General features: G+C 51.7%; 11 protein-coding genes. 8 read left to right on the top strand and 3 right to left on the bottom strand.

Annotated features, from left to right (window positions below):
* Positions 1 to 75: 75 nt before the first annotated feature.
* The gene (locus VGN67_RS08425) at positions 76 to 975 is read left to right on the top strand and encodes an SMP-30/gluconolactonase/LRE family protein (RefSeq protein WP_327486362.1); all 900 of its coding nucleotides are present in this window, start codon (positions 76 to 78) and stop codon (positions 973 to 975) included.
* Positions 976 to 1,069: 94 nt separating this feature from the next.
* On the opposite strand, the gene VGN67_RS08420 is transcribed toward VGN67_RS08425, so the two are convergent.
* Positions 1,070 to 2,500, bottom strand: coding sequence for an arylsulfatase (locus VGN67_RS08420; protein ID WP_327486361.1), 1,431 nt, complete (start codon positions 2,498 to 2,500; stop codon positions 1,070 to 1,072).
* 148 nt (positions 2,501 to 2,648) lie between these two features.
* Between VGN67_RS08420 and VGN67_RS08415 the strand changes: the two genes are divergently transcribed.
* Positions 2,649 to 3,401 carry an SDR family NAD(P)-dependent oxidoreductase gene (locus VGN67_RS08415; protein ID WP_327486360.1) on the top strand — a complete coding sequence of 251 codons (753 nt, stop codon included), beginning with the start codon at positions 2,649 to 2,651 and terminating at the stop codon, positions 3,399 to 3,401.
* Here the strand turns inward: VGN67_RS08415 and VGN67_RS08410 are convergent.
* Entirely contained in the window at positions 3,349 to 4,041 is a 693-nt protein-coding gene (locus tag VGN67_RS08410) for a phospholipase (protein ID WP_327486359.1), read from the bottom strand. The genes VGN67_RS08415 and VGN67_RS08410 overlap by 53 nt on opposite strands.
* 60 nt (positions 4,042 to 4,101) lie before the next feature.
* The gene (locus VGN67_RS08405) at positions 4,102 to 5,037 is read right to left on the bottom strand and encodes a phosphatase (RefSeq protein WP_327486358.1); all 936 of its coding nucleotides are present in this window, start codon (positions 5,035 to 5,037) and stop codon (positions 4,102 to 4,104) included.
* 134 nt (positions 5,038 to 5,171) lie between these two features.
* Here VGN67_RS08405 and rpsU point away from each other — a divergent pair, with 134 nt between their 5' ends.
* From rpsU to VGN67_RS08375, 6 genes are all read left to right on the top strand, one after another.
* Positions 5,172 to 5,369, top strand: a complete 198-nt coding sequence (gene rpsU, locus VGN67_RS08400; RefSeq protein ID WP_327486357.1) for a 30S ribosomal protein S21 — start codon at positions 5,172 to 5,174, stop codon at positions 5,367 to 5,369.
* 100 nt (positions 5,370 to 5,469) lie between these two features.
* Positions 5,470 to 6,342 carry a tyrosine-type recombinase/integrase gene (locus tag VGN67_RS08395; protein WP_327486356.1) on the top strand — a complete coding sequence of 291 codons (873 nt, stop codon included), beginning with the start codon at positions 5,470 to 5,472 and terminating at the stop codon, positions 6,340 to 6,342.
* Positions 6,343 to 6,408: 66 nt separating this feature from the next.
* Positions 6,409 to 8,994: a phosphoenolpyruvate carboxylase gene (locus VGN67_RS08390; RefSeq protein ID WP_327486355.1), complete on the top strand. Its 2,586-nt coding sequence runs from the start codon at positions 6,409 to 6,411 to the stop codon at positions 8,992 to 8,994.
* A 361-nt stretch (positions 8,995 to 9,355) separates the two neighbouring features.
* On the top strand, positions 9,356 to 10,516 hold the full coding sequence (locus tag VGN67_RS08385; RefSeq protein WP_327486354.1) for a homogentisate 1,2-dioxygenase: 1,161 nt from the start codon (positions 9,356 to 9,358) through the stop codon (positions 10,514 to 10,516).
* A 146-nt stretch (positions 10,517 to 10,662) separates the two neighbouring features.
* Complete coding sequence (gene hppD, locus VGN67_RS08380; protein WP_327486353.1) at positions 10,663 to 11,802, top strand: 4-hydroxyphenylpyruvate dioxygenase; 1,140 nt, start codon at positions 10,663 to 10,665, stop codon at positions 11,800 to 11,802.
* 75 nt (positions 11,803 to 11,877) lie between these two features.
* Entirely contained in the window at positions 11,878 to 12,660 is a 783-nt protein-coding gene (locus tag VGN67_RS08375) for a phenylalanine 4-monooxygenase (RefSeq protein ID WP_327486352.1), read from the top strand.
* Positions 12,661 to 12,756: the final 96 nt, after the last annotated feature.

The raw sequence follows: 12,756 nt of genomic DNA, 5'->3' as shown, positions 1-12,756 counted from the left end.
ATACTGACCGGCTTTCGTTAGCTTTGTCCGGCCGCTGGCTTTTATTCCTTGAACCACTACTACTACCGACTACCTATGCGTCAAAGACTTTTTATTGTACTCTCTCTCTCGTTGCTGATTCCCCTTTTGGGAATCAGCCAGGACAACAACCTCATAAAAAACGGAGCTACTCTGCAAAAGCTGGCGGGTGGCTTTGCCTTCACCGAAGGCCCCACCTCCGATAAACAGGGTAATGTATACTTCACCGACCAGCCCAACAACCGTATCCTGAAATGGAGTACCGACGGCCAGCTTAGTACCTATATGGAGCCCTCGGGCCGGGCCAACGGTTTATTTATTGATAGCAAGGGTACCCTATGGGCCTGCGCCGACGAAAAAACGGAACTCTGGAAAATTGATAAGAACAAAAAAGTAACGGTCGTCCTGAAAGACCACGCGGGCAAGCAGTTTAACGGTCCCAATGACCTGTGGGTGACCCGCAACGGCAGCGTGTACTTTACCGACCCTTTCTACGCCCGTCCGTGGTGGGAACACAAAACTGCCCCACAGGATGTGCAGGCGGTATACTACCTGAGTAAAAATGGAAAAGAGCCAAAGCGGGTAGCCGACGACCTACAGCAACCCAACGGAATTATTGGTACCCCCGATGGCAAGATGCTCTACGTAGCGGATATTCGCGCCAGCAAAACCTATTCTTACCAGATCCAAAAGGATGGGTCGCTGAGTAACAAGAAGCTTTTCTGCGATATGGGCTCCGACGGCATGACCATCGACAGTCAGGGCAACGTGTACCTGACCAACCGGGCGGGCGTTACGGCTTTTAGTCCGCAGGGCGAGAAGCTGCTGAATATTCCCGTAGAAGAGGGCTGGACGGCTAACGTGTGCTTTGGCGGCAAAGACCACCAGACGCTGTTCATTACCGCCAGCAAGGGACTGTATGCGATTGATATGAATGTGAAGGGAGTGAAGCCGTAGGACCTCACCGCAGCGGCCGCCCATCCCCAAACTTTCTCCTTAAAGGAGAGCAAAAGTTCCCCCTCTCCTGTCAGGAGAGGGGCCAGGGGTGAGGTTAATACCCCAGCGTTACAAAGGCCGGATGTACTGATTTGGTACGGGCGGCGTTGAGCAATTGTTCCATCTGCCGCAGGCGTTCGGGCTGTGTAGACGCCAGGTCTTTTTGTTCGCTCTGGTCATTTTTAAGGTTGTATAGCTCCGTCTTTACACTGCCATCCTTTTTCTTCAGTCGTATGATCTTCCAGTCGCCTTTGCGGAGAGCCTGCGAAAAGCCACCCTCGTGGAACTCCCAGTAAAGGGAACGTTCGCCTACATTAGGGGCTTTGTTTTGGGTAAAGAGCGAAGCCATGGATACGCCGTCCGTCTCGAGTTTGGTGGTACTTCCGGCCAGGTCCAGCAGAGTAGGCAGCCAGTCCCAGCTGGCGGCGTAGAAGTCGGTAGTCTGGCCGGGCTTGATTTTCCCTTTCCAGTACGCGATGCCCGGTACCCTTATTCCTCCTTCGTACATGTCGCGCTTTACGCCCCGCAGCGGTCCGCTGCTCTTAAAAAATTCTACGTCTTTGGCCGTACGTCCGCCTTCTACGTGGGTACCATTATCACTGGTGAAAAAGATGAGCGTATTCTCTTCCAGGCCCAGCTCCCGCAGTTTGGCCCGTACGTTTCCTACGTAGTCATCCACCCGGCTCACCATAGCGGCGTAGGCCGCGCGGGGCTGGCGCTGACCACCGTAGTGCAGGCCCGGGTAAGGTACTTCGGGACCGAATACACTGTTGCCGTCAGGGTCCTGGTATCGGCTTAGAATCTTGTCGGGCATGACCAGTTCGGCGTGCGGGATAGTCAGGGAGAGGTACAGGAAAAATGGTTTCGTTTTATTTTCTTCAATAAAATTGACTGCTTTTTCGGCAATAAAATCATTGGCGAAGCCCTGGTGGGCGGTACCTATGCGCTCCCTTACCGGAGTACTTCCCTGCTTGAAATGCCACAGGATACCCGGTAGTTGAAAGTGCGCCTCCACGTGGTGCAGAAAGCCAATAAACTGGCTCCAGCCTTTCAGGTCGGGCATACCGGTGGTGTTCATGTCGCCCAGGCCCCACTTGCCAAACATCCCCGTGGTATAGCCTTCCTTTTGCAGGTACTCGGGCAGGATGGTATCTTCGGGGCGGAGCGGTACTTCGCCGTTGCCCCGGATGTAATTATGCCCCGTGTGCTTACCCGTCATGAGGGCGCAGCGGGAGGGAGCACACACGGTACTTCCGGCGTAAAATTGGTTAAACTTCAAGCCGTCGGCCGCCAGCTGGTCCAGGTGGGGCGTTTTAATTTTTTCCTGTCCGTAGGGGCCAATGTCTCCGTAGCCGAGGTCATCGGCCATGATGTAGATTATATTGGGCTTAGTGGCTAAGGGCGCTTTCCGGGGCGACAGGGCTAAGAGGGTAAGTCCTCCGCCAACCAGCAGCAGGGCAAAGAGGAATAAGGGGGTCGGTTTCATCAGGGCGGGGGAATAGGAGATTGAATTTACAGGATTGATACCCACATATAGCAGAGTAAAGCCAAATAAAAATGAACATACCCTTTCTATTTGAGTTTTTCTTTGAAGAATTATTTTTACTTATTTACATAGACGAAAAACACTACCCATGACCCGTATTGCCTTAATTACCGGAGCTTCGTCCGGTATCGGAAAAGCCACCGCCGAAGCCTTTGCCACCGCCGGCTATGACCTGATCCTGTGCGGACGACGCGAAGACCGCCTGGAACAACTGGTTACTTCGTTGTCTTCCCGGGTACGTTCCATTGCCCTGTCTTTTGACATTCGCAGCCGTAAGGCCATGGCTCACGCCCTGGACTCTTTACCCGCCAACTGGAGAAACATTGATATTCTGGTTAACAATGCCGGCAATGCCCACGGCTATGATCCCGTCAATGCCGGTGATCCGGACGACTGGGACGCTATGATGGACAGCAACGTAAAGGGACTGCTGTACATAACCAGAGCCCTGACGCCCGGCATGATAGAACGGGGAAAGGGGCATATAGTCAACATCAGCTCCATTGCGGGTAAGGAAACCTACGCCAACGGAACAGTATACTGCGCTTCCAAAGCGGCGGTGGAAGCCCTGAGCGAAGGTATGCGCCTGGACCTTACCCAACACGGCATTAAGGTTACCAATATTGCGCCGGGAGCCGTGGAAACGGAGTTTTCGGTGGTACGCTTCAAAGGTGATGAGGACCGCGCGGGGAAAGTATACGAGGGATTTGAGCCGTTACGGGCCGAGGACATTGCCAGAACAATCCTGTTTGCTGTCAGTGCCCCCGACCACGTGACCATTGCGGACATTACGATTCTGGCCGCGGCTCAGGCCTCCGCGACTTCGATTCACCGGAAATAAAATGCGTTTTCAGTACGTGCTCATTAATAGCGTGGCCTCCCTGATAAGGTATAATCTTCATCTGGGGGGCCTCTTCAGCCAGCTTATCCAGGTAGGTACTTAGGTCAATCTTGGATAAAAACTGGTCCTGGGCGCCGTATACAAAATAACACGACGATGGCATCCGATCCGGGTTGAGCAGATCCCTGAGGCCGTTGGCGAGGTGTCCTGCCCACAGAATTAGGCGATCGCAACGAATCATGCCCCGGTTTGCCCAGCGGCAGGCGGTAGCAGTACCCTGCGAAAAGCCCAGCAAATTGATTTCCATATCCTCGACTTTGGCTTCCTGCATAACGCGCTGGTAAACCTGGTCGAGGTACGATACGTAGTCATCAATCTCCAGTTCACGCTCTTCGCGGGTCATCCAGGAAGCGCCTATTTTCTCAAAACTACCTTCCAGATAAAAGCGTGATAAGGCTTCGGGGGCTACAATCAGAGTCTGCCCATCGTCAAGGCTTTCAAATTTTTTAATAAAAGGCTGCGCCAGCTGGCCGTAACCGTGCAGTACAAACCACACACGTTTGGTGTTAGCGTTTAATTCTCCCAGGGTATAGTAAGTAGCCGTGCGGGCAACGGGTATATGGTGTTTGGTAGCATCCATAGCAGGAATCCGGTATCTGGTTAGAGTGATGATAGGTATTACCTACCTAAAAAACTATACCTACTCCTCGCTCATGGTAGCCAGTACTCCTTCTTTCAACGAATAAGTTGACACGCGGATGTCATGGATGCCGTAGGTACGCAGCAGGTAATCAATCAGGCAAACCGCCACTACGATCATGTCTACCCGCAGCTCAATCATACCCGGTAGTGCCATCCGTTCCGGGTGGCTCCGGGTAACCAGGAGTTCGTAACTCCGGTAAAATTCTTCCCGCGGCAATTCGTAGCTTTTTTTGTGCCGGGGAGGCCACTGCCCGGTTCGGTGGTGGTAGTCCATATCCACCAGGGTGTCAAAAGAACCGGACGAACCGACCAATACCGTCGGAGCGTACTGGTGGACGGCATTGGCCAGCGGAATGAGCTGTTCGTCGAAGTAGTTGTACAGCCGTTTCCGGTCGCTTTCGGCCAGTGGGTCCGTTCGCATAAACCGCTCCATAAGCCGCTGCCCGCCTATTTCAAAGCTCCTCTTCCAGAATATCTGCTGCTTGTTACAAATAATGAATTCGACGCTTCCTCCGCCAATATCAATGATCAGGGAAGTCCGGGAGCCCAAATCAAGCGCGGACCTCACCCCGTGGTAGATGTACCGGGCTTCCTCGTCCCCGTTGATAACCGTAATCTTAATGCCCGTTTCCCGAAGTATGATAGCACAGAACTCGGCGCAGTTATCAGCGTTTCGAATGGCACTGGTGCCAAAGGCAAAGGTATGGTCGAGGGGTACCTGGTATTCGTCCAGTTTTTCGCGGAAGGAGCGGAGTACCCCCAGCGCCCGCTGGATGGCCTCGGCCGTAATGACCCGCTGGTTTATGCCCCCCTTACCGATGCGGGCGGGGCGGCTGGTCTGGTACAGCGGAGTAGCTCCGTCGCCGGATTTTTCGACGATTAGCAGGTGGAAGGTATTGGTACCTAAGTCAATAATACCCAAACGGGAGGCCATACAGCAGAAATTTAGTCAGAGCCCCAAAAATAACCTAAAATAAGATAGGTTACTCCTTGATTTTCTGCCGAATCTGTATTTTCTTTGCAATCCGATTTTCTGAAACTGAACAAAAACATCTATAATTTTCAGGTATGCTCATTATTAACGTAAAAGACAACGAATCCATTGACCGCGCGCTGAAGCGTTACAAGAAGAAATTTGAGAGAACTGGTACGATGCGTCAGCTTCGTTCACGTACGGCTTTCGAAAAGCCATCGGTAAAGCGTCGTTTTGAGGTTCTGCGTGCCGTTTACAAAGAGAGAATGTACGGTAACCACCACGAAAACTAGCATACTCTTTCTGCTCTGAGTGAAAGTTCAGCAGGATTACTGTATCCATATTAAAGAGGGCCGTTTTGTCAAAGACGGCCTTTTTTTGTAGGTTGGCGGTATGATAGAATCTTTTTTGGATCACCTGCGCTATGAGAAACGCGCCAGCGGACATACGCTGACGGCCTACGGTCATGACCTTGACCAGTTTGCCAAGTACCTGCTGTTTCAGTACGAGCTTTCTACCCCCGAGCTGGCCACGCCTCCCATGTTGCGCTCCTGGGTAGTGAGTCTGGTGGAGGAGGGGTTGAATCCAACCTCCGTGAACCGGAAAATGGCTACCATCCGCTCTTATTACAAATTTCTGCGCCGGAAAAATCTTATTCTGAAGGACCCCACTACCAACCTGAATTCGCTGAAAACCCGGAAAAAGCTGCCTGCCTTCGTGGAGGAAAAAGCTATGGACCGGCTGTTTGACCATGTGGAGTTTCCGGAAGGTTTTGAAGGACTACGCGACCGCATCCTGCTGGAATTACTGTATGGTACCGGCATGCGCCTTTCGGAGTTGATTGCCCTGGAAGTGGAGCAGGTAGATACCGAAAACCGAATTGTGCGGGTATACGGAAAGCGTTCCAAGGAGCGGCTGATACCTATTACGACCAGTCTGGCGCAGTTGCTCGTGGACTATATGGGCCAGCGGGCCCCCGCCGAAGCTACCCGGCAACTCTTGCTTACGGATACGGGCAAGCCGGCCTACCCGGTTTTTGTGCAGCGGGTAGTAAAAAAGTACCTCTCGGCCGTTACGACCCTGCCGCAAAAAAGCCCCCACGTGCTGCGCCACACCTACGCCACCCACCTGCTCAACCGCGGCGCCGACCTCAACGCCATTAAGGAATTACTGGGCCACGCCAACCTGGCCGCGACCCAGATTTACACCCACAACTCCATCGAGAAACTCAAAAAAACGCATCAGCAAGCTCATCCTAAGGCCTGAAACCGATTTTTTAGGATATATTTGCCCTGCAAAAGAGTATCCCATACATAATTTCGTCCCTTTCCCATGAGCCACGTATTTCAGGACGCCGTCGTTACCAAGTACACTATTTTTAACAGCCTTTTTCTGAGTCTGCCCTATCCGGGTATCTTTCAGACGGGGTCGCTGCTGCCGTTACTTACCCAACAGAGTGAGGAGGGGTTTCAGCAGGGTAAATCGCCGCGTCAGATTATTGAAGGCTTTTTCAGTGAACTCCTGGAAGACGCTACGCCTAAGGAAAGGGTAGACTTGCTCTTTGCTTTTATCCAGTACATTGAGCGGCAGGTAGTTTTGTTTGATTCGGTGGAAGACGCTGCCTTTGACCAGACCCACGACCTGAGCGGTAAGGGTTCAGTACCTTTCCTGATTGAGCGGCTGGATACCCCGGAACTGCGCCAGAAAATGCTCGATAAGCTGCAGGATTTTTGCGTCCGGATTGTCCTGACGGCCCATCCTACGCAGTTTTATCCGGGTAAGGTTCTTGGGATTATTCACGATCTGGAAGACGCCATCCGGGTCAATGATTTTTCGGAGGTGAACCGCCTGCTGCTGCAATTAGGCAAAACGGGCTTTACCAACGAAAATAAACCTACCCCCTATGACGAAGCAGTAAGCCTGTGCTGGTTTCTGGAAAACGTATACTACGAGGCCATTCCGTCCATTCTGCTCAAGCTGATCGACACCCTGAATATGTCGGTTCACGAATGGCCTTACCCGCAGATATTCCGGCTGGGCTTCTGGCCCGGCGGTGACCGCGACGGTAACCCCTTCGTTAGCGCCGAAACTACCCTACAGGTAGCGGATCGTTTGCGCGAAACCCTGCTTAGGGCCTACTACCGGGACATCCGTAACCTGAAGCGCCGCCTTACTTTCCGGGGCGTGGAGGATACCATAGCTCAGGCTGAGCGTAAAATGAACAGTACTATTTTTGGTCCCGAAGAAGAAGGCTACTCCAGTGCCGGAGAATTGATCGGTGAGCTGCTGGGAGCCCGGGAAGTACTTGTAGACAAACACCAGGGCCTGTTCGTGGAAATGCTGGATGAATTCATTCTGAAACTAAGGCTCTTTGGTTTCTTCTTTGCGAGCCTGGATGTACGTCAGGACAGCCGTAAGCATACCAAAGCCTGGAAAGATATCCTGACGCGTCTGGAAAGAAAGATTCCCCTGCTCAAATACAGCGACTACACCAGTTGGGACGAAGACAAAAAAATAGACCTGCTGCTCTCGCTGAATATACCCCTGCGTGACGAAGACTACGAAGACCCGCAAACTAAGGATATTCTGGGGTCCATCAGGTCTATCTGTACCATCCAGAAACGCAATGGAGAAGATGGCGCCCACCGGTACGTGATCAGTAACTCGCAGAGCGCCCTGAACATCATGGAAGTACTGGCCATTGCCAAAAATCTGATTGCCGACGAAGAAGGCCTGCTGCCCCTGGATATAGTACCTCTTTTTGAAACAGTGGACGACCTGGCCAACGCGGGGGGGGTGATGAAGAAGCTCTACGAAAATACTTACTACCGTAACCACCTGAACTACCGCGGCAACCACCAGACCATCATGGTCGGTTTTTCGGACGGTACCAAGGACGGAGGGTACCTCCGGGCCAACTGGTCTATCTACCGGGCCAAGGAAGAACTGACCAGAATTTCCCGCGAATATGGAATAAAAGTAACCTTCTTCGACGGCCGGGGAGGACCTCCGGGCCGTGGGGGTGGCAACAATCACAACTTCTACGCTTCGCTGGGTAAAGACATTGAGGATAAAGAAATTCAGCTGACCGTACAGGGACAAACCATCAGCTCGAACTATGGTACCGTTTCTACGGCCATGTTCAACCTCGAGCGCCTCTTTACGGCGGGTCTGGAAAACCATTTGTTCAGCCCCAGCCGCCAGGAAGAGCAACTCACCGAGGAAGACAAAGCCCTGCTAGAAGAACTGGCGGAAGCGGCCTACCACTCGTACCTTGACCTGAAAAACCACCCGGTTTTTGTAAAGTACCTTGAAAAGAAAACCCCGCTTCGCTTCTACGGCCAGACCAACATCGGAAGTCGCCCGACCAAGCGGGGCAATGACGGCGAAGGACTCAAATTTGAAGACCTGCGGGCCATTCCGTTTGTGGGTTCATGGGCCCAGATGAAGCAGAATGTACCCGGCTTCTACGGGTTTGGTTCAGCCATTGACCAGCTCACGAAGGAGGGGAAAGGAGAGGCAATTAAAAAGCTTTACCAGAAATCACTGTTTTTCCGGACCCTGGTCGAAAATTCCATGCAGTCGCTATCCAAGGCATTTTTTCCGGCTACCGAGTACCTGCGTCAGGAGGAAGACTACCTGGCGTTCTGGGATAAGATGTACGATGAGTTTGTATGTACAAATCAACAGCTGCTCAAGATTTCGGGACAGAAAGAACTCCTCGACAGCAATCAGGTAACCAAGGAGTCCATTAAAATCCGTGAACGCATTGTGTTGCCGCTCATTACAATACAGCAGTACGCCCTGCAAATGCTGGCCGATGACCCCGCAACCTTGCCCGTTGATCCCGAGAAGTACAGCAAACTGGTAGTACGGGCTATGTTTGGAATCATTAACGCGGCCCGAAACTCGGCCTGACCCAGGTACCTGTTACTGCTTCAATTTCTTCCTTTACCCCCTGGATACCGCCTCACGGTTGTCCGGGGGGTAATTTTTTGGAATTTCAACTCGTATTCCAAGTACCCGTGACTGGTTGGGCCCGGCTTTTTCTATTTACAGCCAAAACACTAGCCCGGCCCGTGTGGTTTGTATAAGGGAAGAAGCAATATGTATTTTATTAAACTAAAAAATAAAATAGTACAAAATACTTGCGTCTTTTGTTTATTGTTAGTATAATTGTTGCCAAGGCAATAAAATAGTCAAATTACACTTCGTCATACTGGGGGTGGGCGGAGGTCCACCCCTGACTTTTTAAAAAGAAGCTAAACCAAACCACACCATGCCGATTTATCACCGACTTGGACAAATACCGCACAAGCGCCACACGCAGTTTGAGAAACCTGGCGGTGGCCTGTACTACGAGCAGGTGTTCGGGACCATCGGCTTCGACGGTATGTCGTCGCTACTGTACCAGGTGCATCGGCCTACGCAGGTAAAAGCCATCGCGCCGGCGCTGGACGTGTCACCGCGGCTGGCCGTCGCCAACAACCTTACCATGCGGAAGTTGATTGGTTTTTCGATTGAGCCCCAGGACGACTTTCTGGAAAGTCGTGTACCCCTCATGGTGAATAAAGACGTAACCATTGGCCTGGCTGCTCCGCGTACCTCCCTGACCGATTATTTCTATAAAAATGCTGATGCTGACGAGCTGCTTTTTGTGCATAGGGGGAGCGGGCGGCTACGGACCCTGCTGGGTACCATTCCGTTTGAGTACGGCGACTACCTCATTATTCCCAGGGGCATGATTTATCAAATCGACTTTGATACCGACGATAACCGGCTTTTTTACCTTGAATCCCGCACACCGATTTATACGCCCAAACGGTACCGCAACCACTTTGGTCAGCTACTGGAACACTCGCCCATGCACGAGCGCGACTATAAACTACCCCGCGACCTGGAAACCCACGACGAGAAGGGAGAGTTTCTGATGAAAATCAAGAAGGGTAATGCCCTGCACCAGCTGGTTTACAGCTCTCACCCGTTCGATGTCGTGGGCTGGGACGGCTATAACTTTCCCTGGGGTTTTTCTATTCATGATTTTGAACCCATTACGGGGCGAATTCACCAGCCGCCGCCGGTCCACCAGACCTTCCAGACCGATGCCTTTGTGGTATGCTCATTTTGTCCCCGATTGTACGACTACCACCCCAAGGCCATACCCGCGCCCTACAACCACAGCAATATTGATTCGGACGAGGTACTGTACTACGTGGACGGCGACTTCATGAGCCGCAACGACATAGCCCGGGGGCACATTACGCTACATCCGGGCGGTATTCCGCACGGTCCGCATCCGGGGGCCTATGAGCGGAGTATTGGCAAAAAGGAAACACAGGAGCTGGCCGTGATGGTGGATACTTTCCGGCCGCTGATGCTCACCGAAGCTGCCATCGCTATTGACGACGGCAAGTACTACCAGAGTTGGCTGGAACCGTAACAGGAGGAGGAAAGGAGAAAAGAATAAAAGGAGGAAGGGAAGAAAGGAGGAATGGTACAAGAGAAAGTTACTTTCCTGCTTTCCTCCCGCGCGGCGTCCGCTTTCGTACCTTTTCTCCAAATATTTAAACTTCATCAACAAGAACTATGGAAACGCTGGAATTGAAAAATATGCAACAAGCCGGTACCGAACAGGAAGTAGATTTCCTACCCCTGAATGGTACCGATTATATAGAACTCTACGTAGGTAATGCCCGGCAGTCGGCCCTTTATTTTCAGACGGCCTTTGGTTTTCAGCCCCTGGCCCACGCCGGACTGGAAACGGGCCTGCGCGACCGGGAGTCGTACGTACTGGTGCAGGACAAGATTCGCCTGGTACTGACTTCACCGCTGGTGGGCGGTACGGCCATCGGGGCACACATCGACCAGCACGGCGATGGGGTGAAGGTAGTAGCCCTCTGGGTAGACGACGCCACCTACTCCTACGAAGAAACCATCCGCCGGGGAGCTACCTCTTATATGGAACCCACTACCGAGGAGGACGAACACGGATGGGTAGTACGTTCGGGTATAGGTACCTACGGGGATACGGTTCACCTGTTCGTGGAGCGAAAAGCGTACAACGGGGTATTTCTGCCGGGTTATGTGAAATGGGAGCCAACCTACCAGCCCGAAGCCGTAGGACTGCGCTACGTTGACCACATGGTAGGTAACGTAGGCTGGAACGAAATGAATAAGTGGGTACAGTTTTATGCCGACGTAATGGGTTTCCGGCAGTTGGTGTCCTTTGACGATAAAGACATTTCTACTGACTACACCGCCCTGATGAGTAAAGTCATGAGCAACGGCAACGGACGTATCAAGTTCCCGATTAACGAGCCCGCCGAGGGCCGCAAAAAGTCCCAGGTAGAAGAGTACCTTGATTTCTACGGAGGTTCGGGTATACAGCACATTGCCGTGGCCACCGATAATATTATTGAGACCGTAACCGAACTGGGACAGCGGGGTGTGGAGTTTCTGCAGGTACCGGCTATTTACTACGATGATCTGCTGGATCGGGTAGGGAATATTGACGAAGAAATAACGGAGCTGCGTAAGCTGGGTATACTCGTTGACCGTGACGAGGAAGGCTACCTGCTGCAGATTTTTACTAAGCCCATTATGCCCCGTCCGACCTTATTTTTTGAGATTATCCAGCGAAAAGGAGCTAAATCGTTTGGGAAAGGAAACTTCAAGGCCTTGTTTGAAGCTATTGAGCGGGAGCAACTCCTTCGGGGTACCTTATAAATGGGGAATGGAAGTAGTACCTGTGGTAGAGAAAGGTCAGGCATAGTCATTTTGTTCAATTGGTAGTGGCTGGAAATGACTACTTATTCACTAACCACACGAGTAATTATAAACAAAGAAGCCATGGATCAAGCATATAATACTTACACCGCCGCCGACCAGTCTGTGTGGAAGCGGCTATTTGAGCGGCAGATGGAACAGCTACCCGCTATTGCCAGTCGGGCTTACCTTGATGGTATTGACAAGGTAGGTTTCGTTGCCGACCATATTCCCAACTTTGCCGCAGAAACCAATCCGCGGCTGCGGGCGCTTACGGGTTGGGAAGTATACGTAGTACCGGGGCTTATTCCGCACAAGGAATTTTTCGGGCTGATGGCGGATAAAAAATTTCCGTCCTCTACCTGGCTGCGTAAGCCCGAACAGCTGGACTACCTCGAAGAGCCGGATATGTTTCATGATACGTTCGGGCATGTACCCTTACTGACCAATCAGGCCTTTTGTCATTTTCTGACGGACCTGAGTGAGGTAGCGCTGCGGTTTATCGATAGTGAGGAAGCCATTCAGCGCATTTCGCGCCTGTACTGGTATACCGTGGAGTTTGGGATGATACGGGAAGAAGGAGAACTCAAAATTTACGGGGGAGGTATTCTGTCGTCGCCCGGGGAAAGTGTGTACTGCCTGAGCAATGAGGTACCCAAAATTAGTTTTGATGTAGCTACGCTGTTGGATACTCCCTACCATATTGACCGGTACCAGGACCACTACTTCGTGATTGATTCCTACGAGCAACTTTATGGATCAGTAGTCGAAATCGAAGAAATATTAGATAAAACGATAAACAAATTAACCGTTTACTAAAAAATTGGCAAAATAATAAGCGATTACTTAGTAGGCTAATAGTTGGCGTATAGTATATTTGTAGGATGTAGTAGTTTAGCCGAACCCTTAAAGAAG

Origin of the sequence: Telluribacter sp., from assembly GCF_035998675.1 — a bacterium.
In the GTDB taxonomy this organism is placed as follows: Bacteria; Bacteroidota; Bacteroidia; order Cytophagales; family Spirosomataceae; genus Telluribacter.
The sequence above is the reverse complement of the archived record's forward strand: the minus strand, read 5'-3'. Positions and strand labels throughout refer to the sequence as shown.

Bases quoted from the DNA above. Each gene is read 5' to 3' on its own strand.
- rpsU (WP_327486357.1), top strand. From the start codon at position 5,172: ATGCTCATTATTAACGTAAAAGACAACGAATCCATTGACCGCGCGCTG.
- VGN67_RS08375 (WP_327486352.1), top strand. From the start codon at position 11,878: ATGACTACTTATTCACTAACCACACGAGTAATTATAAACAAAGAAGCC.
- VGN67_RS08415 (WP_327486360.1), top strand. From the start codon at position 2,649: ATGACCCGTATTGCCTTAATTACCGGAGCTTCGTCCGGTATCGGAAAA.
- VGN67_RS08420 (WP_327486361.1), bottom strand. From the start codon at position 2,500: ATGAAACCGACCCCCTTATTCCTCTTTGCCCTGCTGCTGGTTGGCGGA.
- VGN67_RS08405 (WP_327486358.1), bottom strand. From the start codon at position 5,037: ATGGCCTCCCGTTTGGGTATTATTGACTTAGGTACCAATACCTTCCAC.
- VGN67_RS08385 (WP_327486354.1), top strand. From the start codon at position 9,356: ATGCCGATTTATCACCGACTTGGACAAATACCGCACAAGCGCCACACG.
- VGN67_RS08395 (WP_327486356.1), top strand. From the start codon at position 5,470: ATGATAGAATCTTTTTTGGATCACCTGCGCTATGAGAAACGCGCCAGC.
- hppD (WP_327486353.1), top strand. From the start codon at position 10,663: ATGGAAACGCTGGAATTGAAAAATATGCAACAAGCCGGTACCGAACAG.
- VGN67_RS08410 (WP_327486359.1), bottom strand. From the start codon at position 4,041: ATGGATGCTACCAAACACCATATACCCGTTGCCCGCACGGCTACTTAC.
- VGN67_RS08425 (WP_327486362.1), top strand. From the start codon at position 76: ATGCGTCAAAGACTTTTTATTGTACTCTCTCTCTCGTTGCTGATTCCC.
- VGN67_RS08390 (WP_327486355.1), top strand. From the start codon at position 6,409: ATGAGCCACGTATTTCAGGACGCCGTCGTTACCAAGTACACTATTTTT.